Origin of the sequence: Nocardia sp. NPDC059228, from assembly GCF_042754245.1 — a bacterium.
In the GTDB taxonomy this organism is placed as follows: Bacteria; Actinomycetota; Actinomycetes; order Mycobacteriales; family Mycobacteriaceae; genus Nocardia.
The window spans coordinates 414179-436564 of sequence record NZ_JBHZAL010000004.1 but is presented as its reverse complement, the minus strand read 5'-3'; the positions used below and the strand labels follow the sequence as shown (position 1 = coordinate 436564).

The following is a 22386-nucleotide window of genomic DNA, read 5'->3' as shown; positions in this document are numbered from 1 at the left end:
CTCGGCCGGTTGACCCCGATCGAATTCGAAACCATCATGTCCCCAGCAGCCCGACAGGCTGCTTAACCACTGTCACCCGATCCTGCAGCAGCCCCAGCCCATAGTCCCGGAACTACCTCTCCTCCAAGTGAATCCGGCAAGGCGTAGGACAACCCTGCGAAGCGGAACCCTACCTAGCAACCCGGACAAGAAAGACGATCAGAACGGCACAGTGGATTCGGTAGCCGGGACCCTGTACCAAGCTGACTATTGCCAACCGGAAGTGAGCTCTCACGCCGCGTATCGCGCTGACCGAACCGACCAGCGTGGGACCGGAGGACCAGCGGAGCGTGTCGATCCGAGGCGCGGCAACATACGCACATGCCTGTCGTACAACAGGAATCGGAAGGTACCGGGTCAAACACCGAGCTCGTCGCACAGATCGACATACCGATCGAGGTAGTCGGGCGTCGATCTCTGAGCCGCCAGGCCGACCGTGTCGAACTCATCCGATCCCGCCGTAGCGCTGATGCCCAGCACACGCAACGCCGTGTTGATGGTGTTCACCGACCGAACCGGTCCACCGCCAACCGATACCGCTGCCCACTGGTCTCCGACGCCGCCGAAGTAGTCCGTGAGCACCACAGCGAATGTCGGGTTGGGTAGGGTCGCCAATTCAGCCGCAATCGTCGTAACGACGCCCTCGCGAGGGAACAGTCCTGGCGCTTCGGAGGGGAGTTCGAAGTAGCTCGAAATCCCGAGTCGTGCTTGCCAATACGCAGTGTAGTAGTGGGTCACGTGCAGTAGCGTGAGATCGCATCGCAGCGATACCGGCATCAGGTCCCATCGGTCCGCTGCTTCAGCACTGACAGGGCCGGGCAAGATCATCGCGGTGATGGCGTGCGGCACGCCAGAACCCTATCGCGCCACCTGCAGCAGCCACCATGCCATTGCGAGCTGTAGTGGGCTCCGCCGGGTACGACGTCCATGCCTGTCAGCGCCCCCCGGCCACCAAGCGCCATTACCGCCCGATGATCCAGACATGCTCGGCGACCACATAATCGACAGTGTCAGCACCTTCATCGCAACCGACCCGGTGACCGAATCGGTCGTCACCTCGCTACAGTCCGCGATCGCAGCGTCACCGCCGTTGCCTCCGCTCCCGCCCAACGTCAGCTGATGTCATCTCCGGGGGCTCGACCCGCTGATGGGTGAGCGGAAGGCACTGTAATACAGCCGCATTGAGAGAGCGCCCCACGGGGCGCGTGGATCACATCCTGGCCGGGACCTGCCCTGACACCAGTCTCCGATTAGCCGAGTTGCGGATATTCAGCTCGGGTGTAGTGATGCGCCCCACTGGCTGGTGTGGACACCGATCCGGGTTTCAGGAAACTCTCAGTTATCAAATTTGTCGGTGTTAACGTTTGCACTCATAGCCCGCCCAACGCCGCAAAACAGGAGCTGAACCCAATGCACGCCGTGGCGGGCCGGAGACAATTCCGGCTAGCCGCGCACATCCGGCCCATCAGGCGGCCGTTGAGAGGAGTCCGCCCATGACCCGCTGAGACGAACTCGCCGAAACGGGCTTCGAAGGCGGGTTTCCGACACCGGAGACCGTACGCCTGCTCGGCGAGGTTGGTGTGATGGCCGATTTCGAGCGGTCTGTGGTCGCTGCACAAGTTACTGGTAATCGACCTGGAGGAACGGAATGAACTATCGGACTTGGGGAGTGGGAATGATCGTTGCGGCAATCACCGCAGCGATCGCCGGCTGCGGAACGCAATCCGAGGCCAGCGGCGTCCTCGGCATGGACGAGGTGCGGGCAATCGCCAAGGAGGCCTATGTGTACGGCTTCCCGATGGTGGACATGTACCGCATCGAGAACGCGTACGCGGTGAACAAGAACAGCGGCCAGTACCTGGGGGACTGGAACCAGATCCACAGCATCGCCCGCGTCTTCACGCCGGCAGACACCACCGTTCAGACGCCCAACTCCGACACGCCGTACTCGTTTCTCGCCGCCGATCTGCGAACGGAGCCACTGGTTCTCACGGTGCCGCCCATCGAGCAAAACCGGTATTTCTCACTGCAGTTCATCGACAACTACACCTACGTCTTCGACCTGATCGGCAGCCGCACCACCGGCAACGGTGGCGGCACCTATCTGCTCGCCGGCCCCGCATGGAAGGGCGCGAAGCCAGCCGGCGTCGACAAGGTGATCCAGTCCGACACCGACTTTGCGATGGTCCTGTACCGCACACAGCTGTTCGACCCGGCCGACCTCGACAACGTCAAGACGATCCAGGCTCAGTACAAGGTTTCGCCGCTATCGGCGTTGGAGAAGAAGCCGGCCCCCGCCGCCGCGCCCGCAGTCGACTTCATCACGCCACTCACACCAGACGAAGAGAAGACCTCCCTCGACTTCTTCAAAGTTCTCAACTTCACGTTGAAGTACGCGCCGGTGAAACCCGAGGAGAAAGAACTGCGCGAGCGGTTCGCCAAGATCGGGATCGGGCCGAACGGAGACTTCGATCCCGCGACGTTGAGTGCCGAGCAGCGCACCGCAATCGAGGGCGGCATGGCCGACGCGTGGGCCGAGCTGCACACGTTCCAGAAGGACCAGTTGCAGACCGGGAAGGTCGACTCCGGTCAGCTGTTCGGGTCGGCCGAGCAGCTCGAGGGAAACTACCTCTACCGCATGGCCGGAGCCGTGATGGGCATCCTGGGCCTGCCCGGAGTGGAGGCCATGTACTTCCCGCTCACCAACGATTCCTCAGGCGCCAAGCTCAACGGTGCGGGTAACTACACCCTCACTTTCCCCGCTGGACAGCTCCCGCCGGTGAAGGCGTTCTGGTCGGTAACCATGTACAAGTTGCCGGAGATCCTGCTGGTGGACAACCCGATCAACCGGTACCTGATCAACTCGCCGATGCTGCCGAACCTGGTGCGCAACCCCGACGGCGGAATCACCCTGTACCTGCAACACACCTCACCGGGATCGGAGAAGGAGGCCAACTGGCTCCCGACCCCCGCGGGTGACTTCGAGATGATCCTGCGGACGTACTGGCCCGAGCAGGCCATCACCGATGGTAGCTGGACACCGCCGAAAGTCGTCAAGAGCTGAACTCGACAGTCACGCGATCGGCGAAATGCGACTGTGCCCCTGCCGCAAATCGGCGGGGGCACAATCGCCTCCAGTTCCACCCCCTGATGCTCCGCGGCCAAACGTAGGTGCCCAGAGATCGTCGCTGCACTCACGCCAGTTCGTGCAGCGGATTCGATCCGCGAAGTAGCTGATGTCACGGACATCGATGGAAACGACCACAAAACCCAGTGGCCGCCAAAGCCGAAGGCGCCCTCAGGATTCGGACACTCGTCCTGCATAATCGAAATCGCCGCCCAACAGATCGAGCAACACGTGGTAGGTGTCAGCGAAGTCCACCAAGTCCGCTTCCGCGGGTTCTTTGGATCTTCCCAGTCATTGACCGTGAGCTGCTGGGCGATGGCTTTCTGTGCCGTACCGCGAACGATGGCACTCCAATCGATGATCGTCCGGCGCCTTTCCACCACGCCGAAGTCCCGGGAGTTGGACGGTTGCCGACCGTGATGGCCTCCTCGTCACGGGAGCCGCCTCGGCGGCGAAGGCCGTCAGTTCATGTTGATGGTGTGTCGTTCGATCACGTCGTCGACCGGGCGGCCGCGTTCACCGGGTTCCGACGGTTCGGTGCCGTCGAAGATGGCGTCGAGGACCGCGGCGTGGTCGAGGGTGGCGGGCAGGCGGTGGGAGGCACGGGCGCTGACGATGACCGCGTGCAGGACGGCCGCGTAGATGAGCGAACGGGGCGCGGTCAACCGCCACCCGCGACCTTCGCGGTCGCACAGCCGGGCCTCGACGGTGTCGAGTACGTCCTGGATGACTTGGATCTCGATCCGATCGGGGTCATCACAGGGCATGACGACCGCCGAAAAACAGTGCGCCACAACCAAACACCGCCATCCGCACCACGGTGAACAGCGACCTGCGGTGCACACCCGGCACCCGCGCCGCACGCGGATCGAGCACCATACGCCCGGCCACGACCAGCGCGGTCCGCGCCCGCCACCGCACCCAGCAGCTGTCCACCCCGCATCCGAGATGCAGCTGCATTGCGGTATGCGCTTGTCCGGCAGTCAATGTGCCGGGATCGTCGTAGCACGACCACAGCCCACGCACCGCATACCCGGCCACGCCGACCTCGGCGTGTTCTGTGTCAACGGTTCGCTGCTTCTCACGTTCGATGCGGTCGATGATCGCCTGCACCGACCGCGGATTCTCTTGGGACATCGCCTGACCCCCTGCGTAATCGGACGACTAACGTGCACCCGGCCGGAGAGAACGTGCGGTGGACCCCGGTGGGCGTGGAACCAGCACACCACCGTCCATGCAGAGTGGCAATGCCACGCTGGCAAATTCGTGATTCCGGTGCAAAACCCCAGGGAGAGTGCCATTCTGACCTCACTCCATTGCCAACTTGAACATGCCTGGGGAGCGGATCATGGTGAAGGATGGATCGGCTTCGTCACTGCCACGTCGACAGCTGGGACGGTATCTGCGCAGGGGACGCCTTGACGCGAACCTCACCCTCGAGCAGGTCGCGCCGATAATGGAGTGGAGCATCTCCAAACTAGGACGTATCGAACGCGGCGAAACGGGCAAACTCACGGCTCGCGATATCGAAGCGCTCTGCGGCGTCCTCGGTTTCACCGCCGAGACCACTGCGGCCATGGTCGGCCTCAACCGGCAGGCAGCGGCGAAGAGCTGGTGGCACTCGTTCGGTGATCTGATCCCCGAGGGATTCAATGTCTTCGTCGGGCTGGAGACTTCGGCTCAGTCGATGGATATCTACCGGCCCGACGTGGTGCCCGGGTTGCTCCAGACCGCCGACTACGCTCGCGCACTCGATCGCATCTACTTTCCGAACGATTCCGAGGACGAGCAGGATCGTCGGGTCCAGTTGCGGATGAACCGGCAGACGATCATCACCCGCAAGGCGAGACCAACGAAAACCAGTGTGGTGCTGCATGAATCGGTACTACATACGATGGTCGGAGGACCAGGGGTCATGGCCGGGCAGCTGTGGAAGCTCGCCGATATCAGCACCCGGCCGAACGTCAGCATTCGTGTGCTGCCGTTCAATGCCGGTCTGCCCGTGGGCACTCCGGTCGGCCCGTTCGTCATCCTCGACTTCGCCGCCGACCAGACCCATGAGAAAGAACCGACCGTTATCTACGTCGAGAACTTCACCGGCGATATGTACCTTGAGGGAGAAACGGACGTCCAACGCTACCGCGACGCATCCGCGATATTCCAGCGCGCCGCGCTCGACGCGGTGAGCAGCAGGAACCTGCTCCGGCAGGTGGCACGAAAGGACAACTGAAGGTGAGTGTTGACCTAGCCGGCGCACAGTGGTTCAAGAGCAGCCGCAGCTCCGCGGGAAAAGAATGTGTCGAGGTCGCTTTCCTCGACAAGGGGCTCGTGGGAGTTCGCGACTCGAAGAACCCGACCGGCCCCGCCCTCGTCTTCGCCCCCGGCGAATGGGATGTCTTCGCCGCTGGCATCATTCGAGGGGACTTCAACTTCCCGGCCTGAGGAGCGATCAGTGCCAAATGTGGGAAGGACCTCATCAGTACAGGCGGCACCATCTGCACTGGGTGTCGTGAAGCGATCGAGGCATTCAAATGCGAACATTCCCTCGTGCGCCACTCGTGCCGTCTGCGCAGGCCGCATGTGGCATGAATCCCGAAGCGATTGAGATCATCATCCGTGGACAGAGAATGCCCGCCCGGGTTGCGCTGAAAGAAATGGCCGCCCGGGCGGGCGCTAACCCTTTGCGCGCCGACGCGGTGTTGTTTGGAGTGTCGGCACCGAGAAACCTATCGCGGCAGTCGCATTCCATCGATGACACACAGTGCCGCTCATGCGACAGTATGTGCCGGTGCTGGTCGGCGCGGTTCCACTTAGAACTCCCAATAAAGCTGGGTTGAGTGTCGGTCGATTGCGGCGAAATGAAAGCTATAGGGCTGGTGTTGATTTAGTGCCAGAAGTGACTGGAGGTACGCGGCCGCGCAACGTAGACCGTGGGAGTTCCCGCCCCAGCAGCTGGATTACGGGTCGGGGATGACCTGTTGGCGAGCGGCGGTCGTCATCGACCCTGAGATCAACCAATGATCAGCCACAATCTCGAGCAGCACCTCGGCGGCTCTACCGTTGTGGCAGTGCGAGATCGTCTATCATCCAGCACACCATCAATGGCATGCACACACACGAGGGGAACGTGAAGACTCACGCGAGACGGGCCACTCCGGCCGATAGTGATCTGGACCCCGGATTGTTCGACAGCGACGCCCAGCAGTCCGCGGCCTGGCTCGCGTGGAGCGACCAAGCTGCGATCGACGCCCGCATCGAGACGTTGTTCACCCAGACGCTGCCCCGGCTGGAAGCGGTACGGGGCAACGAGGGCCGCCCCTCACTCGATGACCGATTCAGCGCCGCTGCGTTCGACTGGATCGTTTCCCTGATCGATGCCGCCGTGTTCGGCGAGGATGGACGGTACGCGCCCGAAAACGGTTATCTCGCGGACCAATTCATCACCTATATCGGCGAGTGGATGGTGCGACGCGTCGAGGGTGTTTGGTTCAACTCACCTGAGAACGGTGCGCCGATCTTCGACCAGTTCGGTCCGGCGGTTGGTTACCGGTGGTCACAGGAGTCGGCGAACGACTTTCTGGTGTTGTTGTTCATGATGGCCGTCGATAGCGACGATGCCCCGTACGCGTACTTCGTGGACCTATTGTGTGGGCGCGCACTGACGTTCGCGGAGGAGCGAGATCGGCCGGATCTGAAAGCGGAGATCTTGGCGTGATCGTGCGCGGGCATGGATTCCGGAGGAGCAGACCGACAGCCTGAGGGCACACGACGCGGTGCGCCCGCTACCGTCTGCGGTGACAACGCACCGACGCCGAGGAAGACGGTCGATGAAAGTCTATGCAGCCCTGGATCCGCGACTGCCGCTGTCCGAGGTGCCACGGGTGGCACGGCGGGTGGAGGACCTCGGATTCGATGGGCTTCACATCCCCGAGACGATCCACGATTCGTTCGCCGTCGCGCTGCTGGCGGCGGAGCACACCAGCCGGATCACCGTGCGCACCGCGATCACGCTGGCCTTCGTGCGGAGCCCGACGCTGGTCGCGTACAACGCCTGGGATCTCGCGAAATTCTCCGGCGGGCGCTTCGAGCTCGGGCTCGGAACGCAGATCAAGCAGAACATCGAAGGCCGTTTCGGCATGCCGTGGACCGAACCCGTCGCGCGGATCGGGGAATACCTGACCGTGCTGCGAGAGCTGTTCGCCGCGTTCGCATCCGGTGATTCGATCCATTTCGAGGGTGACAGCTACCGGCTGACCCGGTTGCAGCCCTACTTCAACCCCGGCCCCGACGACATCGCCCCGCCGCCGATCCTGCTCGGCGCGGTGAATGCCGGGATGTGCCGCCTCGCAGGACAACTCGCGGACGGCGTGATCACCCACTCCACCAACTCCGATCCGGGGTACCTGCGCGACGTCGTCCAGCCCGCATTGCACGCGGGCGCTGTGGAACGGTCACGCCAGGCCCCCGGAATCATCGCCGCAGTCCCGATCGCCACGGGCGCCACGGCAGCCGAGGTGGCACGCGACCGTGAACGGCAGCGCCGGCTACTCGCCTTCCTTTATTCCACCCCGTCCTACCGGCCGACACTGACCCGTCTCGGCCTGCCCGAATTGTTCGATCGCCTACGGCAATTGGTGAAAGAGCAATACTGGGATCGACTCCACGACGTGGTCACCGACAACGTCCTCGACCAACTGCTCATCTGCGGCGACTACGACGCCCTGCCGGACCTCGTTCGTGACCGCTACGCCGGCCTCGTCCACGGCATCGTCCTGCCGGCACCCACAGCCGACCCCGAGGACACCCGTGTGATGCACGCGATCGAGTCCCTCCGAGCGTTGTAGCGGGAAAAGACCACTGGATCCGCCGGCGCCGACGCCGGATCCTTACTGCTCCAGGCCGGTTCGGCCACCTTCGTCAATCCGATTCCGGGATCATCCTGGGAATCCTGTGCCCGCCGCGCCCCGGCCAGGGGCTCTGCGGTCTCGGCAACCTCTGACCGCGATCGCAGGGACATACCAAAGGATCGGGGGCCCGCACGCTACTGCGTGCAGGCCCTCGATTGCTCTGCAACAACCCAGCGGTCGCACTGCTGTTATCGCTCGACGCCGATCCCGACCGCACACTGGCCTGGGCCGAGGCGTTGTCGGACATCTGGATTGGATGTTCGACCACCGCATCGACTGGGAACCGCTGCCGCGCCCTCCCACTCGAATTTGGGGCTACGCGACCTTGTCGCCGGTTTCGTATCGTGAAGCGACCGCGCAGGAGAACACAGCCTCGCCCGCACGAAGAGCTGACCCGCCATGTCTCTCGAATCGCCCTCGGGCACAACCAGGTACCGGTTGATTGGCCGTGCCCGCATCGAAGCCCGACTGCTGCCGCTGCTGGGCCTACTCCTGGCTGTGCCCTGGGCGGTCGCGACCGTGGTGATGCTCTGGAGTCTCACCGCCTGGGCCGGCCGCTGGGCGACGACCAGCGTCGTAGTGGTCTGGTGTCTGATCTGGTGTTACGCGCTGGTCGTCGAACTGATCATGCCGGACGAGTTGACGATATGGCGGCATGTCGTGGCGTTTCCCGATACCGTGCCGTGCCCACCGGAACGCTTCGAGCCCGCCACCCTGCTGTTTATAGCCTCCTGGGAGGTCATGCGGGCCGCAGGCCGACCCGAGACCTGGTTGCGAATCGTGCTGCGAACCCGTCACCCTCGGTCCGCGGGTCGGTCGCACCCGCGCCGTCGTGTCTCAGTGCCGATCTCGGCTGTGAACGAACTACCCCCGCTCGAGCTACGGGCGGTGATCGCACATGAATTCGGTCATCAGCTGATCGGCGGCTGGACCGTCAGGGGACTGGAAAGCCTGTGCACCGCACCGGTCGTCACCGTCTTCGGCGCGCCGGCCACATTTCTGATCACCGTGCTGTCCTATCGACGATCGCCGGACTTCGTTGCGACGATCCTGCTGCTGATCATGTACACCGTGTCCTTCGCTGCCCTGGTCGGTGCCCTGCTCCCGACCATCGGCCTGCATCTCGCCCAGGCGCTTGCCATAGTCTGTCTCCTGCAGCCCTTCCCGAAAATGTGGGTGAACTGGCGGGAGGAATTCCTGGCCGACCAGGTGGCCGTCGACCTCGGCTACGGTCCCGCCCTACACGATTACCTCGTGACCTACGGCAGGAAGTACGGCGAACGCTTCAGCGCCACCCACCCGGACGTTTCGACCCGCCGCCTGAAGATTCGTTACCGCACGCGGCCCTCGCCCTCCCCGGCCTAGCCCTGAGGCCGCGCCATCATCGCGTTGCGGCTACAGCCAGCCGGAATCAGACGGGACCGTTGTCGTCACCGCGGGGACCTAAGTCCTCTGTTTCCGGCAGCCCGGCGCGCGGAGTGTGGGAGGCATGGACACGAACGCCTCCACCTCACGTCCTGTCGTCCGGCCCGACGACCTGCGACAGCGGGCGGTCGACCGCGCCGTGGCCGCCGAGCACCTGCGGAGCGGGACCCTCCACGATGCGCGCGCCGCGGAACTCCGGGAAACGCACACCGGCCTGGTGGTGTTGGTCGGGGATCGGGCGTACAAGGTGAAGAAGCCCATCGTCACCGACTTCCTCGATTTCGCGACGACCGAGGCCCGCGAACATGCGCTGCGCCGCGAACTCGAATTGAATCGGCGCTGGGCGCCCGATGTCTACCTGGGCCTGGAACATCTCACCGGTCCGCTCGACAGTCCCGGCGAACCCGTGCTGGTCATGCGACGTATGCCGGAATCTCGGCGCCTGAGCAGGCTGGTCACCAGCGGCGAGATCAGCCGGGCGGAACTGTCCGAGCTGGCGACGGTGGTGGCCCGATTCCATCGCCATGCCAGTCGGAGCAGCACGATCGATCAGGCGGGAACGGCACAGGCCCTGCGGCAGCGATGGCGAATCCTGTTGCGCGGCCCTCGATCCCATCCGCTCAGCGCGCTCGAGCCCCTGCTGGTCGACCGCATCGAGCGGCTGGCCATGCGTTTCATCGACGGCCGGGCGCCACTGCTGGCCGAACGCATTGCGGACGGCCGGATTCTGGATGGGCACGGCGATCTCATGACCGAAGACATCTTCGCGCTGCCCGACGGCTTCCGGATCCTGGACTGCCTCGACTTCGACGATTCCCTCCGCACTGTCGACGGCCTCGACGATGCCGCATTCCTGGCGATGGATCTGGAGTTCCTGGGCCGACCCCAGCTCGCCGAGGACTTTCTCACCGATTACCTGCGCGCGGCCGGGGATTCGCCGCCGGCCTCGCTGCGCCACCACTACATCGCCTACCGGGCCATGGTGCGGGCCAAGACGAACCACATCCGGGCCGCACAGGGCGACGAGAAGTTCGTCGGTCACGCTGTCCGGCACCTGGATCTCGCGGTGCGGCACCTGGAGGCCGGCGCGGTGCGGCTGGCTCTGGTCGGCGGCCTGCCCGGGACCGGAAAGTCCACTGTCGCAACCCGTCTCGCACAGGTCACCGGCGCCGAGGTGATCTCGAGCGACACCGTGCGGGCCCGGCTCCGCGCCTCGGGAGTGATCACCGGTGCGAGCGGCGTCCTCGACGCCGGAGCCTATCGGCCCGACGCGAGATCATTGGTGTACACCCACATGCTGGAACTGGCACGGCAGCGACTCGGGCTCGGCGTCTCGGTGATACTCGACGCCTCCTGGACCGATGCCGCCGAACGGGCCCGCGCCCAGGCGCTCGCTGCGGGCACCCACGCCGAGCTGATCCCGCTGCGCTGTGAGTGCCCGCCCCAGACGTCCGACACGCGCATTCGTACGCGCCGCCCCGGCGATTCCGAGGCGACCCCCGATGTCGCGCATGCACTGGCCACGACCAGCTCTCCGTGGCCGGACGCGACTACCGTGGATACCACCACCTCGATGGATGCCACCATCGCCCAGGCATTGCGCGGGTGGAACCAGACCTAGCTCAGTGCGTTCTCATCTCACGAAAGGACGTGTCCCATGGGCCATCACACCGATCCGTTCGCACCGAGCGTGCACACCGCCCACGAATGGCTGGCGGCCGTGGCCGGGGCGATCGACACCGAGGATCGCTTCCTCGCCCATCGCGCCCTGCGCGCGTGGCTGCACACCGTGCGCGACCGCTTGGGCGTCAATGCCGCCGCGCATCTCAGCGCCCAGTTGCCCGAGCTGCTCCGCGGCACGTTCTACGAGGGTTGGATCCCGGCCCACGTGCCGGTCCCGCGCGATGTGCCGTCATTCCTCGCCCAGTTCGCCCATGCCGCGGGCATCAGTCCCGAGGAGGCCGTGCCGTTGGTGGGGGTGGTGACCGATGCCCTCGCCGACCTGTTCTCGCCCGGTCAGCTCGACCATGTGCTGGCGCAGCTGCCGGTGGCGCTGCGCTTCCTCCTGCTCGGCACCGATCTCGCGGCGGTCTACGGGAGCGCGGCGGTCCCCACACAACCGGGCCAGATGCCGACCGATGACATCGAACGACGCCTGACCGCGCTCACCGAGGCCGTCACCGCGCTCGTGCGTGGCCTCGAGTATCCCGCCGACGCCGGACCGGACGAGCACGGCGGATTCTCGGCCGCGCAGCAGGCTCATCGCATCCTGGTCGCTCAGGGGCTGACCGGGTCCGAGCGCTGATCCGAGCGGCACGACAGACGAGGACACCATGCAGCTCCGATCCACGGTCCCACTGGGAAGAATCGCCGGCATCCGTGTCGCCGCGCACTGGTCGGCGGCCGTCACCGTGGGGCTCTTCACGTGGATCCTCGCCACCTACCTCCGTGGCACCGCCGGCGCCGGAATCATCTGGGCCGCGGCGATCGCCGGTGCTCTCGGATTGGTCGCCTGCCTGCTCGCACACGAGCTGGCGCATTCGATCGTGGCCACCCGCAATGGGATTCATGTCGAACGCATCGTGCTGTGGCTGCTCGGCGGGGCCTCCGAGCTGACCGACGAACCCACGGATGCCCGGACCGATCTGCGGGTCGCGCTGGTCGGCCCCGCCACCAGTCTGCTTCTCGGCGTGCTGGCCTACGGCGCGGCGGCCGTGTCGTCGGTCTTCTCCCCCGGCGGCCCAGTCACCGCAACCCTCGTCTGGCTCGCCACCGTGAATGTGGTTCTCGCCGTGTTCAATATGCTGCCGGGCGCGCCCCTCGACGGTGGGCGCGTCGTGCGGGCGGTGATCTGGTGGCGCAGCGGCGACCGCCTGCGCGCCGCGACCGCGGCCGCCCGCACCGGCCAGGTTCTGGGCATGACCCTGGCCGGTCTCGGCAGTGCCGAGATCATCGCGTTCCGCGACTTCAGCGGCCTGTGGCTGATACTGCTCGGCTGGTTCCTCTACAGCGCCGCCAACAGCGAGCTGACCATGGCGGGCCTGCGACATCGTCTGGGCGCCACCACCATCGGCGATGTCATGACCCCCGCGCCGCGGATGGCCGACGCGGCATGGACCCTCGACCAGCTCCTCCGATCCGACCTCGTCTACACCCACCACCACCTCTTCCCGGTCGTCGACCAGAACGGCCATCCGTACGCCGTCCTCGCCTGGGCCGATCTCCTGCACACCCGCGCAGGTCCGCACCCCGGCCTGCGGGTCGCAGATCTCGCCCGCCCGCTCCCCCCGGCCGCGATCGCTCACTCCGACGATCTGCTCGCCGACGTCATCTCTCGAATCGTCCTGCGCCCCAACCTCGATGCCGTCGCCGTCACCGACTCCACCGGCCGCCTCACCGGCCTCGTGACCGCTACCGACCTCGCGCTGGCCTGCAACCGCTCCGCTCTGGGGCTCCCCGCCCGCCCCTCCACCAACACGCCCTGAACAGCGCGGGCGCAGGATGTCAGGCGCCCGATCGATGACCGTCCCCGGCCACCACCGGCGCCAGCTGCCGCGCACAGGTGATGGCATCGGGCGTGTGGGTGAACAGGTGGTCGGCGCCGCCCGCGGGCAGGGCTCCGATCGCGGTGAGACGGCGCTGGTGATCGGGACGAAGCCCGGACATGAGCACGATGATGTGGCGGTGTTCGAGTTTGCCGATCGCGTCCTTGAGCACCAGCGCACCGGTGGTGTCCAGCGCGGTGACATGCGACATGCGCAGGATCACCACGTGCACATTCGATACCTCGGCCAGCTCCAGCAGGAATCGATGCGCGCCGGCGAAGAACAACGGCCCGTCGAGCCGGTAAGCGACGATGTGTTCGTCGAGCAGCTCGTGCTCCTCGGCCAGATGATCTCCCTCGTCCAGCGGAATCTGTTGCAGGCGTGCCTCTTTCGCGACCGCGCGCAAGGCGAGCACCACCGCGATCCCGACGCCCACCGCCACCGCGGTCACCAGATCGGCGGCGACGGTGACCAGGAACGTGACGCCCATGATCGCCGCGTCTCCCTTCGAAGCGCGGGCGATCGCCGCCAGCGACGCCGTCTCGACCATCCGCACCGTGGTCGCGAGCAGCACGCCCGCCAGCGCGGCGAGGGGAATCTGCCCGACCAGCGGGGCGGCCAGGAAGACGATGGCCGCCAACACGATTGCGTGGGTGAGCGCGGCCAGCCGGGTGCGACCGCCCGAGCGGACGTTCACCGCGGTGCGCGCGATCGCGCCGGTGGCCGGGACACCTCCGAACAGCGGTGCGGCAATATTGGCCAGGCCTTGGCCGAACAGCTCGCGGTCGGAGTTGTGGCGGGTACCCACCGCCATCGCGTCGGCGGCCGTGGCCGACAGCAGCGACTCCAATGCCGCCAGCGCGGCCACCGCCAACGCCGGCGCCAGCAGCGAACCCAGCTGGTCGACATGGAGGAAACCGAGGGCGGGGGCCTGCAAGCCCGACGGGATGGCGCCGATCCGGGCCAACGGCAGATCGAACACCGCCACCGCCGCGGTCGCCAGCACCACGGCCAGCAGTGCGAACGGCCAGCGGGGCAGATACCGGCCACCGACCAGCATGAGCGCCGCCACCAGCAGGGCAGTGACGATCGGCAGCGGATCGAGATGCCCCAGGTACTGGCGCACCGCGTCAGCGGCAGCCTGCCACACCTTGTCCCCGTGCGCGTGCGCGATCCCGAGCGCGGCCGGGACCTGTTGCAGCGCAATGACCACCGCGATTCCGGCGGTGAAACCCTCGATCACCGGGGCGGGCATGTAGCGCACCGCACGCCCGACCCCGGCGACCGCGAGCACCACCAGCACGAGCCCGGCCAGCAGCCCCACGGCCAGCACCCCGCTCGCACCGTGCTGATGGAAGATCGGCACCAACACCACGGTCATCGCACCCGTGGGCCCCGACACCTGGAATCGCGATCCGCCGAAGACCGCCGCGACCGCGCCCGCGATCACCGCGGTCGCCAGGCCGGCGGCCGCGCCGAGGCCCGAGGAGATCCCGAAGCCCAGCGCCAACGGCAGCGCCACCAGGGCGACGATCAGCCCGGACAGCAGATCCGCGCCCGGCGCACGCACGCCCGCACGCCAGTCCGACCAGACCGGCAGCAGTGCCCGCACGCTCACAGTTCTTGCACCAGAGCCGATTTCGACACCGCCGGCTGCTCCAGTACTGCCGCCGGCCGCTCCGCAGTGGTCTGATCGTCCACGGCAACATTCTCCTTCACCAATAAATAAGGTTATTAGTTTAGAAAACATGCAATCAATGGTGCGCATGGACCCCCCTTGTCCGGGGGGCGGCACTGCAGCTACCACTGCGCCGAGACCATGTCGGCCCGGTCAGCGGGTCGGTACCACGATCATCGGGCATTCCACGCTGTGCAGCAGCGCGTTGCTGGTCGAGCCGAGCAGCATGCCGGCGAAACCGCCGCGACCGTGACTGCCGACCACCAGCAGTTGGGCGTTCTCCGCGGCCTCCAGCAGGGACTGGATCGGGCGGTCGCGGACCAGGATTCGGCGGACCTGGACGTCCGGGTAGCGTTCGCCGAATCCGGCCAGTCGTTCGGCGAGCAGTTCGGTTTCACGGTCGCGGACGGCATCCCACCCCGGCAGCGGCAGGCCGTCACGGTTGATGTCGGTCCAGGCATGCAGCGCGTCGAGCCCGACCTTGCGCCGGGATGCCTCTTCGAAAGCCAGCCTCAGGGCGGGCACGCTGTTGGGCGTGCCATCGACACCGACGAGTACCGGCTTCTCCGCTGACACCGGGTCGATCGCCGCTGTCGAATGCACGATCGCGATCGGGCAGTGGGCATGCCGGGTCACCGCGGTACTGACCGATCCGAGCAGGCCGCGCCGGATCGCGCCGTGCCCGCGGCTGCCCACCACCAGCAGGCGCGCGTGCCGCGACCGTTCGATCAGGAACGGAATCGCCGTGTCGAAGGTGATATCGGTGCGGATGGACAGGCCGTCGCCGACGGCCGCGGTGCGCGCCACGCGACTCGCCTCGGTGACCACCCGTTCGCCATCGAGCCGGAGCCAGTCGGTGTCGGTATTGGTCAGCATCGCACCGGGTCCCCATCCGCCGGGGACCGCCACGGAGGTGACGATCTCCAACGGCGAGCCGTGCAGTCCCGCATCCACGGCCGCCCAGGCCACGGCGCGGTAAGAGACGGCCGATCCGTCCGTTGCCACGACGACCGGCGGATTCAGTTGCCCGCCCGGGGTTTCGGAGATCTCCGACATTCTCTCGCTCCCGTCGTTCTACTGCCGCGCGCCCGAGGCCCGCAGTGCGGCAAGGCGATTGGTGTATTCGGTCTCGTCGATCTCGCCGCGCGCGAAACGCTGGGCCAGCAGTTCCTGCGGCGACGGGGATTCATAGCGGCCCGAGCGGCCCGGATCGGATACCGCGAACCGGACCGCGAACGCGATCCCGACGATGAGCAGGGCCCAGAAGACCAACATGCCCACACCCATCCAGGCGTAGCCCCAGCCACCCATATCGTGGCCGTACCAATACATCATGGCGATGCCTCCAGTTCCCTGACGACGTCCAGAACGCTGTTCGTTCACAGCATCCCGCGCGTACGAGCTGCGGCGAGACGGCCGAAAGTCACCGGTTCCGAGGGCGGATGTCGGGCCATCGGTCCCTGCGGAAACCGCGCGGGGCGGCCGAGGATCGACATCGACGTCCCACCGAGAGGAAGAACCGTGAAGACACCATTGGCGACCGTGATCGGCGTGGCCTCGGCCCTCACCGGGCTGGCGGCCGGATACCGGCTCTTCGCGCGCACCAAGTGCGTGACCTGGGGCTCGACCGCCGAGGAGGTCGGGCGGGCGATGCCCGGCGACGGACTGCTGGCCGAAGCCGGCACCGTCACCACGCGTGCGATCACCGTCGCCGCCACGCCGGAGCAGATCTGGCCGTGGCTGGTTCAGATGGGGCCGGGCCGGGCCGGTGCCTATACCTACGACTGGATCGAGAACCTGCTCGGCCTGGACATGCACAGCGCCGACCAGATCCTGCCGGAGTATCAGCAGCTCGCGGTGGACGATGTGCTGCCGATGGGCAAGTCCGGTCCCGCGATGCGGGTGGCTGTGCTGGACCGTCCGCACGCCTTCGTGCTGGCCTCGACCGACCACCACTGGGTGTGGGCGTTCGGCCTCTACCCGACCGCCGAGGGCACCCGGTTGATCAGCCGCAACCGCATCGCGCTACCGGATGCCGGTCTGCTGCAACGGCTCTTCTACATGCTGATCATGGAGCCCGGCAGCCTCATCATGGAGGCCAAGATGCTGCGGGGCATCAAGGAGCGAGCCGAACGCACCGCGCCGGCACTCGCCCTGGTGACCAACGTCCCTGGTCAGCAGGCGGAAAGCCCGTATGTTCCGAACTGGCCGACGCGAACACTCGAAGTATGACCGCAATGAACGCCACCCCGCTCGCCGTACCCGACCACCGCACGCTGCGGGCCGCGATGCTGCTGGCGTCGCGCGCGCCCTCCGTGCACAACACCCAGCCCTGGCATTGGCGCTTCGACGGCGCGCGGCTGCACCTGCGCACCGATCCCGACCGGCTGCTCACCGCCGCGGACCCGCACGGCCGCCAGCAGGTGATGAGCTGCGGCGCCATGCTGCACCACGTCCGTACCGCGTTCGGCGCGCAGGGCTGGCACACCGACACCACCCGGGTCCCGGACCCACTGGATCCCGGCCTCCTGGCCGAGATCAGCTTCCGGCCCTGGCCCGATCCCCCGTCGGGTTTGGTGGCCCGGGCGGGCGCCATCGAGCACCGCCACACCGACCGGCTGCCGCTGGGCGCGCCCGAGAACTGGGAAGACCTGCAGCGGAGGCTGCGCATGCTGGTCTCCCCGCACTACCTGGAGCTGGACACGCTCGACGATGCGGTAACGGCCAGGCTCGCCGCGGTCTCCGAGCAGACCGCGGCGCTGCGCCGGCACGACATGATGTACCAGGCCGAAATCGGCTGGTGGGCAGGGCATTCCGGGGACCCCGAGGGCGTTCCGGCCGCGGCGCTGGTCTCGGACGCGGAATTCGCCCGGGTCCGGGTGGGCCGGGTCTTCCCGTCCACGGCGCACTCCATGCGGCGCGCGGAGACCGACGACCACGCCGGCATGGTCATGCTCAGCTCGGAGGGCGATTCCCTACCCGAGTGGCTGGCGACGGGCGAGGCCCTCTCAGCGGTGCTGCTCGAATGCACAGTGGCCGGGCTGGCGACCTGCGCGCTCACCCACATCACCGAATTACCCACGGGCCGAAACATTCTCACGAACCTGCTGCGGCATCCCGGCACACCGCAGATCGTCGTGCGGATCGGCACCGTACCGGACGGGGAACCGCCGCTGCCGCCGACTCCCCGGCGCCCGCTGGCCGACATCCTCACGATCGAACAGGGCTGACGCAGGCGGGCGCGCTGCCCCTCCCCGGCCGCACGACGCGCGATCCGCGGCTGCCCACGCGGTCGGCTCACGATGGGCGGAATCTGCCTGCTCGTCGGTTGCCCGATCGCTCTCCTCCGAAGTCAGCGAAAGGCGGTATCCACCATGATCAGCGCGGCGTCGCAGGCGGTGTCCGGGAATCCGGCCCCCTTCACCTGGGTGACGGCGGTTTCGATGCTGGTGTTCTGCGGCGTCCTGTGGCTCATCGTCGACTACATGCGCACCCATCCACGACCCGCGATGTGGGTGTGGGGACTGTCGCTGCTGACGTTCCCGCTCTGGATCTGGGGGCCTGGCCGCGATATCGGCCTGATCAACTGGTTCTCCTGGGCCAAGATCCTGTCGGTGTTGATCCCGCTGACCCTGGTCGGCGCGATGCGGATCGCCGTGGCCGAGCAACGTTCTGGACGGGTGTGGGAGATCCTGCGCAACCCGCGATTCCTGTGGTTCCCGTACGCGATCCTGTTCCTCAACATCGCCGAGGCCACCCTGCGCGACGCCCAGATCGGCAACTACTGGAACGCCGCGGTCGGGCTCGGACTGTGCCTCACGATCCCCTACTGCCCGCGCTTCTGGGAAGTGCTGCCCGGCCGCAACGCCGAGCTCGTCGCCTACACGACCATGGCGTGGAACTTCCTCTACACAACCTGGAATCTGTGCTTCACCTTCGGCGGATATCCCCCGCAGGAAGAGCATTTCGCCGCCAGCATCTGCATTCTCGCGGTCGCGGAGATCTATCCGCTCGTCAAGCGCCGCCCCGAGCTCTACATCATGGCGCGCATCTACACGCTGCCCGTGCTCATGCTGGTGATCGCGATCTACAACATCTTCCCGAAGGTGATGCCGTCGGACGGCTGGTTCGACAACGATGTCTGGATCGTCTGGGGCATAGCCAATTTCGTCCTCACCATCCCCTACCTGTTCTGGTACACCTGGCAGCTCGAGACCGGCCGCTCCTTCCTCACCTTCCGCCGCGGCCGCGCGCGCGAGGACTTCCTGCGCCGCCACGGCGAACAGGTCCACCAGCTCATCGACTTCGCCGATTCCCTCGACGCCGCGACCGATACGCACGGTCGCCGATCACGCACCGCGGCAGCATCGGACCGTTAGGCCGGTCGAGATGTCCGCGCACAGGAGGTATTCCCATGCGAGCAATGGTTTTTCATGGACCCGGGCAGAAATCCTGGGATGAGGTGCCCGACCCGATCGTCACGCAACCGACCGATGCGATCATCCGCGTCGAGGCGGTGACGATCTGCGGCACCGATCTGCACATTCTCGAGGGTGACGTACCCGAGTTCGCGCCCGGCCGGATTCTCGGTCACGAAGCCGTGGGCACCATCGTCGAGGTGGGTACCGGAGTGCACACCCGCACGGTCGGCGAGCGGGTCCTGATCTCCTGCATCAGCGCTTGCGGCGCATGCCGATTCTGCCGGGAGGGCCGGTACGGGCAGTGCCTCGGCGGCGGTGGCTGGGTCCTCGGCCATCTCATCGACGGCACGCAGGCGGAGATGGTACGCGTTCCCTTCGCCGATACCTCGACCTATCCGATCCCCCAGGGCATCTCCGACGAGCAGATGCTCATGCTCGCCGACATTCTGCCCACCAGCTACGAGGTCGGCGTCCTCAACGGCGCTGTGCGGCCGGGCGATACGGTAGCGATCATCGGCGCGGGTCCGATCGGGCTGGCCGCGATCGTCACCTCCCGGCTCTACAGCCCCGGCCACATCGTGGCCATCGACCTGGCCGACAGCCGGCTCGACGCCGCCGCGAAACTGGGCGCGGACGTCATCGTCAACAGCGGCCGCGACAACCCAGCCGACGTGATCGCACGGCTCACCGGCGGCCTCGGCGCGGACGTCACCATCGAGGCGGTCGGCATCCCCGAAACGTTCGAATCCGCGGTCGACCTCGTCCGCCCGGGCGGCCACGTCGCCAATATCGGCGTGCACGGCAAGCCCGCCACCCTGCACCTCGAGAAGATCTGGATCCGGGACCTGACCATCACCACCGGCCTGGTCGACACCTATTCCACACCCCGGCTCATCGACCTGGTGGCCAGCGGGCGGCTCGACCCCGCCGCGATGATCACCCACCGCTTCACGATGGACGAATTCCCCTCCGCGTACGACACCTTCGCGCGCGCCGGGGAGACCGGAGCGCTCAAGGTCGTCATCACCGCCGTGTAGGTCCGACACACCTGCGGCCCTGCCTGATCCCGGGAGCGGATGGTCTTACGTCACCGCGATCGAGGTCTCTCGGATCGTGTGCGATCGCCGGTGACGCGTCATTCTCGGAGAGTCGGAGCAGGTTTCGCACGGATACGCCGGGCGGGAGGCAGGGAACGATGGACGCGCACCATGATCGCAACGCCGTGGTGGCCGGGGTGGACGGCTCGACGGTTTCACTCAATGCCGTCCGCTGGGCCGCGTATCTCGCCACCGCCATCCACGAACCGCTCGTCATCGCCTGCGCTCCGAGATTTCCCCGCGGCGACGGCGGGGCGGAGCACGCTCACCCGAGTGGACGGGTGGTGCGCTGGCACGAGATCGCCGCGCACACCACCGAACACGCTGTGGCACTGGTCCGTTCCTGTGCGCCGGAGTTGCCCGTCACCACCGAGGTCACCCCCGAGGCGGCCGCTCGCGCGCTCATCGCGCGCAGCACGCACGCCCGGATCCTGGTGGTCGGGGCCCAGACCGCCTGGGATGGGCGGCTGGTCGGCCCGACGACCATGGAGGTCGCGCGCCACGCGCGGTGCCCGGTCGCGGTGTGGCGCGGTAGAGCGGGCCGTCGCATTCCGCGGCGGAAACCGGTCACGGTGGGTGTGGACGGCACACCGGTCAGTACGGCGGCCCTCGCGCTGGGATTCGAACTCGCCGAGGCACTCTCGGTGCCGCTGACCGCCGTGCACTGCCGGTCGTGGAACCGGATCGTGCCGATCGGACCGGCAGGCGACCATACGACCACGGACGATGCCGTCCTGACGGGCGCGCTGGCACCGCATCGCCTGGCTCACCCGGACGTGGAGGTCACCGAGGTGACCGTTCCCGGCGTACCCGCCACCGTTCTGGCGGAGGCGGGACGCGACTCCCAGCTACTGGTCGTCGGCACCCGCGCTCGCAACTCCGCCACCGCCGCATTGTTCGGTTCCACGAGCCGGGATCTGTTGCATCACTCCCCCTGTCCCGTCGTGCTGTGCGGTTGAGCGGCCGGGTGTTCGGCGAGGCTGCGGAAGGGCAAGAGGGGTTCGTAGCGGAAGTCGACGCCGGCCGACGAGGCGACGGTGGCCGGCGGTGCCGGCGCGGACTGGTCACTGCGATCGCAGAGGATCGCCACCAGGGCCGCGGCGGCCAGCACCACCGCGACCGCCAGCAGCACCGCGATGACTGCCCAGCGTTCCGGCACGCGGGGGAATCTCGTTGTCACGGCACGACATCCTCGGCTGGATCCCGCGGGCCCTGGTCGAGCCGGAAGGGTGGATAGTCGTCGGTCAGCAGCGCCGAATACGCCAGGACGCGGTAGAACCACCGGTTCACGCCGAGGACGAATCCGAACAGTCCGCGCGGGTAGCGGCCGGTGAACAGCAGGGCGACCGCGGCGATCAGTACCAGCACGCCGATCAGCGGAATCGTGTTGTTGCCGTTGCTGTTACCGGTGCCACCACCGAGCATGACACCGCCGCCGAACAGGGCGGCCAGAATCAAATAGTGCGGGATGGCGAGCAGCCACCATTTCACGAGAGCGAGCCCGCGCGAGAGCTGTTCGGGGTAATCGATCTCCAGATCTGCCGGGTAGTCGGACTGCCGCAGGGTGAACGGCGGATACCTGTCGGTACCCAGTGCCGCGTAGGTATAGAACTCCACTCGCCAGGACCAGCGCATCACACCCACGGTGAAGTCGAACAGGGAGCGCGGGTAGCGCCCGGTGAACAGGATCGCGAACCACGCCACCACCGTGACCACCCAGAAGGCGATCCACAGGAACAGCAGCACGATGTAGTGGGGTATCGCGAGGATCCATTTCACCAGCCACAGCCAGCGGGAGAGCGGTTCGTCCAGGTCGCCGCGCAGTCGGACGGAGCGGACGGTGGAGGGTTCAGGGTTCATGTCTGTCTCCTGTTCGGAACAAAGAGTCGTGCACGTTCTCGAGGGGGAATCCGTTGCCGGGCTTCAGGATCGATGCTCCGCAGGCGGCGTCCGGCGATGCCGGTCGGCCACGTGCGCGCACCTCGCGCGCCGCCGGATCGATCACCAAGCCCGAAGGCGGTGTCCTGCACTCCCCCAACACATGCCGCAGTTTGTTCGGCAGCCGCACGGCCGCCGGCCCGATGCCGTGGCTCCCGTACTTCGTAACCACTGTGTCCTCCGTCCGCGAGCGCGTCGATCCGCCCGCC

General features: G+C 66.7%; 21 protein-coding genes and 1 pseudogene. 14 read left to right on the top strand and 8 right to left on the bottom strand.

Annotated elements, in window-relative coordinates; all coding sequences use genetic code 11:
- Positions 1–396 precede the first annotated feature (396 nt).
- Complete coding sequence (locus tag ACFXKA_RS10235; protein ID WP_379426911.1) at positions 397–888, bottom strand: hypothetical protein; 492 nt, start codon at positions 886–888, stop codon at positions 397–399.
- 826 nt (positions 889–1714) lie between these two features.
- Here ACFXKA_RS10235 and ACFXKA_RS10230 point away from each other — a divergent pair.
- Positions 1715–3103, top strand: coding sequence for a DUF1254 domain-containing protein (locus ACFXKA_RS10230; RefSeq protein WP_379426910.1), 1389 nt, complete (start codon positions 1715–1717; stop codon positions 3101–3103).
- A 524-nt stretch (positions 3104–3627) separates the two neighbouring features.
- Here ACFXKA_RS10230 and ACFXKA_RS10225 read toward each other — a convergent pair.
- Both ACFXKA_RS10225 and ACFXKA_RS10220 read right to left on the bottom strand, forming a co-directional pair.
- Entirely contained in the window at positions 3628–3933 is a 306-nt protein-coding gene (locus ACFXKA_RS10225; protein ID WP_379426909.1) for a hypothetical protein, read from the bottom strand.
- Positions 3923–4279 carry a hypothetical protein gene (locus tag ACFXKA_RS10220; RefSeq protein WP_379426908.1) on the bottom strand — a complete coding sequence of 119 codons (357 nt, stop codon included), beginning with the start codon at positions 4277–4279 and terminating at the stop codon, positions 3923–3925. Before ACFXKA_RS10220 ends, ACFXKA_RS10225 begins: the two co-directional genes overlap by 11 nt.
- Positions 4280–4514: 235 nt before the next feature.
- On the opposite strand from ACFXKA_RS10220, the gene ACFXKA_RS10215 reads away from it, so the two are divergent.
- From ACFXKA_RS10215 to ACFXKA_RS10180, 8 genes are all read left to right on the top strand, one after another.
- Complete coding sequence (locus ACFXKA_RS10215) at positions 4515–5396, top strand: helix-turn-helix domain-containing protein (protein WP_379426907.1); 882 nt, start codon at positions 4515–4517, stop codon at positions 5394–5396.
- 2 nt (positions 5397–5398) lie between these two features.
- The gene (locus tag ACFXKA_RS10210; protein ID WP_379426906.1) at positions 5399–5608 is read left to right on the top strand and encodes a DUF397 domain-containing protein; all 210 of its coding nucleotides are present in this window, start codon (positions 5399–5401) and stop codon (positions 5606–5608) included.
- Positions 5609–6272: 664 nt separating this feature from the next.
- Positions 6273–6881 carry a hypothetical protein gene (locus ACFXKA_RS10205; RefSeq protein WP_379426905.1) on the top strand — a complete coding sequence of 203 codons (609 nt, stop codon included), beginning with the start codon at positions 6273–6275 and terminating at the stop codon, positions 6879–6881.
- A gap of 112 nt (positions 6882–6993) precedes the next feature.
- Positions 6994–8010 (top strand): TIGR03617 family F420-dependent LLM class oxidoreductase, encoded by a 1017-nt coding sequence (locus ACFXKA_RS10200; protein ID WP_379426904.1) that lies wholly within the window; start codon positions 6994–6996, stop codon positions 8008–8010.
- Positions 8011–8472: 462 nt separating this feature from the next.
- Positions 8473–9438, top strand: coding sequence for a M48 family metalloprotease (locus tag ACFXKA_RS10195; RefSeq protein WP_379426903.1), 966 nt, complete (start codon positions 8473–8475; stop codon positions 9436–9438).
- Between the two features lie 124 nt (positions 9439–9562).
- Positions 9563–11119, top strand: a complete 1557-nt coding sequence (locus ACFXKA_RS10190; protein WP_379426902.1) for an AAA family ATPase — start codon at positions 9563–9565, stop codon at positions 11117–11119.
- 36 nt (positions 11120–11155) lie between these two features.
- Positions 11156–11803 (top strand): DUF2267 domain-containing protein, encoded by a 648-nt coding sequence (locus tag ACFXKA_RS10185; protein WP_379426901.1) that lies wholly within the window; start codon positions 11156–11158, stop codon positions 11801–11803.
- Between the two features lie 28 nt (positions 11804–11831).
- The gene (locus tag ACFXKA_RS10180; RefSeq protein ID WP_379426900.1) at positions 11832–12983 is read left to right on the top strand and encodes a site-2 protease family protein; all 1152 of its coding nucleotides are present in this window, start codon (positions 11832–11834) and stop codon (positions 12981–12983) included.
- A gap of 19 nt (positions 12984–13002) precedes the next feature.
- On the opposite strand, the gene ACFXKA_RS10175 is transcribed toward ACFXKA_RS10180, so the two are convergent.
- The 3 genes from ACFXKA_RS10175 to ACFXKA_RS10165 all read right to left on the bottom strand — a co-directional run bounded on the left by ACFXKA_RS10175 (position 13003) and on the right by ACFXKA_RS10165 (position 16056).
- Positions 13003–14661 carry a SulP family inorganic anion transporter gene (locus ACFXKA_RS10175; protein WP_379426899.1) on the bottom strand — a complete coding sequence of 553 codons (1659 nt, stop codon included), beginning with the start codon at positions 14659–14661 and terminating at the stop codon, positions 13003–13005.
- 213 nt (positions 14662–14874) lie between these two features.
- Complete coding sequence (locus ACFXKA_RS10170; protein WP_379426898.1) at positions 14875–15777, bottom strand: universal stress protein; 903 nt, start codon at positions 15775–15777, stop codon at positions 14875–14877.
- A gap of 18 nt (positions 15778–15795) precedes the next feature.
- The gene (locus ACFXKA_RS10165) at positions 15796–16056 is read right to left on the bottom strand and encodes an SHOCT domain-containing protein (protein WP_379426897.1); all 261 of its coding nucleotides are present in this window, start codon (positions 16054–16056) and stop codon (positions 15796–15798) included.
- 186 nt (positions 16057–16242) lie between these two features.
- Here ACFXKA_RS10165 and ACFXKA_RS10160 point away from each other — a divergent pair, with 186 nt between their 5' ends.
- The 5 genes from ACFXKA_RS10160 (at position 16243) to ACFXKA_RS10140 (ending at position 21198) form a co-directional block, all read left to right on the top strand.
- A complete protein-coding gene (locus tag ACFXKA_RS10160; protein ID WP_354844377.1) occupies positions 16243–16953 on the top strand; it encodes an SRPBCC family protein in 711 nt (236 codons plus the stop codon).
- Positions 16950–17951: an Acg family FMN-binding oxidoreductase gene (locus ACFXKA_RS10155; RefSeq protein ID WP_379426896.1), complete on the top strand. Its 1002-nt coding sequence runs from the start codon at positions 16950–16952 to the stop codon at positions 17949–17951. Before ACFXKA_RS10160 ends, ACFXKA_RS10155 begins: the two co-directional genes overlap by 4 nt.
- 144 nt (positions 17952–18095) lie before the next feature.
- A complete protein-coding gene (locus ACFXKA_RS10150; protein WP_379426895.1) occupies positions 18096–19100 on the top strand; it encodes a hypothetical protein in 1005 nt (334 codons plus the stop codon).
- Between the two features lie 35 nt (positions 19101–19135).
- Positions 19136–20179, top strand: coding sequence for a zinc-dependent alcohol dehydrogenase family protein (locus ACFXKA_RS10145; protein ID WP_379426894.1), 1044 nt, complete (start codon positions 19136–19138; stop codon positions 20177–20179).
- A gap of 158 nt (positions 20180–20337) precedes the next feature.
- Positions 20338–21198, top strand: a complete 861-nt coding sequence (locus ACFXKA_RS10140) for a universal stress protein (RefSeq protein ID WP_379426893.1) — start codon at positions 20338–20340, stop codon at positions 21196–21198.
- On the opposite strand, the gene ACFXKA_RS10135 is transcribed toward ACFXKA_RS10140, so the two are convergent.
- The gene (locus ACFXKA_RS10135; RefSeq protein WP_379426892.1) at positions 21165–21419 is read right to left on the bottom strand and encodes a hypothetical protein; all 255 of its coding nucleotides are present in this window, start codon (positions 21417–21419) and stop codon (positions 21165–21167) included. The genes ACFXKA_RS10140 and ACFXKA_RS10135 overlap by 34 nt on opposite strands.
- Positions 21416–22087 (bottom strand): annotated as a pseudogene (locus ACFXKA_RS10130) (DUF4389 domain-containing protein); the annotation flags it as partial. The gene ACFXKA_RS10135 and the pseudogene ACFXKA_RS10130, both read right to left, overlap by 4 nt.
- Positions 22088–22386: the final 299 nt, after the last annotated feature.

What these genes read in the sequence shown, in the direction of transcription:
- ACFXKA_RS10230 (WP_379426910.1), top strand. Translation starts at nt 1,715, where the DNA reads ATGATCGTTGCGGCAATCACCGCAGCGATCGCCGGCTGCGGAACGCAA.
- ACFXKA_RS10225 (WP_379426909.1), bottom strand. Translation starts at nt 3,933, where the DNA reads ATGCCCTGTGATGACCCCGATCGGATCGAGATCCAAGTCATCCAGGAC.
- ACFXKA_RS10215 (WP_379426907.1), top strand. Translation starts at nt 4,515, where the DNA reads ATGGTGAAGGATGGATCGGCTTCGTCACTGCCACGTCGACAGCTGGGA.
- ACFXKA_RS10205 (WP_379426905.1), top strand. Translation starts at nt 6,273, where the DNA reads ATGCACACACACGAGGGGAACGTGAAGACTCACGCGAGACGGGCCACT.
- ACFXKA_RS10200 (WP_379426904.1), top strand. Translation starts at nt 6,994, where the DNA reads ATGAAAGTCTATGCAGCCCTGGATCCGCGACTGCCGCTGTCCGAGGTG.
- ACFXKA_RS10195 (WP_379426903.1), top strand. Translation starts at nt 8,473, where the DNA reads ATGTCTCTCGAATCGCCCTCGGGCACAACCAGGTACCGGTTGATTGGC.
- ACFXKA_RS10190 (WP_379426902.1), top strand. Translation starts at nt 9,563, where the DNA reads ATGGACACGAACGCCTCCACCTCACGTCCTGTCGTCCGGCCCGACGAC.
- ACFXKA_RS10185 (WP_379426901.1), top strand. Translation starts at nt 11,156, where the DNA reads ATGGGCCATCACACCGATCCGTTCGCACCGAGCGTGCACACCGCCCAC.
- ACFXKA_RS10180 (WP_379426900.1), top strand. Translation starts at nt 11,832, where the DNA reads ATGCAGCTCCGATCCACGGTCCCACTGGGAAGAATCGCCGGCATCCGT.
- ACFXKA_RS10170 (WP_379426898.1), bottom strand. Translation starts at nt 15,777, where the DNA reads ATGTCGGAGATCTCCGAAACCCCGGGCGGGCAACTGAATCCGCCGGTC.
- ACFXKA_RS10165 (WP_379426897.1), bottom strand. Translation starts at nt 16,056, where the DNA reads ATGATGTATTGGTACGGCCACGATATGGGTGGCTGGGGCTACGCCTGG.
- ACFXKA_RS10155 (WP_379426896.1), top strand. Translation starts at nt 16,950, where the DNA reads ATGACCGCAATGAACGCCACCCCGCTCGCCGTACCCGACCACCGCACG.
- ACFXKA_RS10150 (WP_379426895.1), top strand. Translation starts at nt 18,096, where the DNA reads ATGATCAGCGCGGCGTCGCAGGCGGTGTCCGGGAATCCGGCCCCCTTC.
- ACFXKA_RS10145 (WP_379426894.1), top strand. Translation starts at nt 19,136, where the DNA reads ATGCGAGCAATGGTTTTTCATGGACCCGGGCAGAAATCCTGGGATGAG.
- ACFXKA_RS10140 (WP_379426893.1), top strand. Translation starts at nt 20,338, where the DNA reads ATGGACGCGCACCATGATCGCAACGCCGTGGTGGCCGGGGTGGACGGC.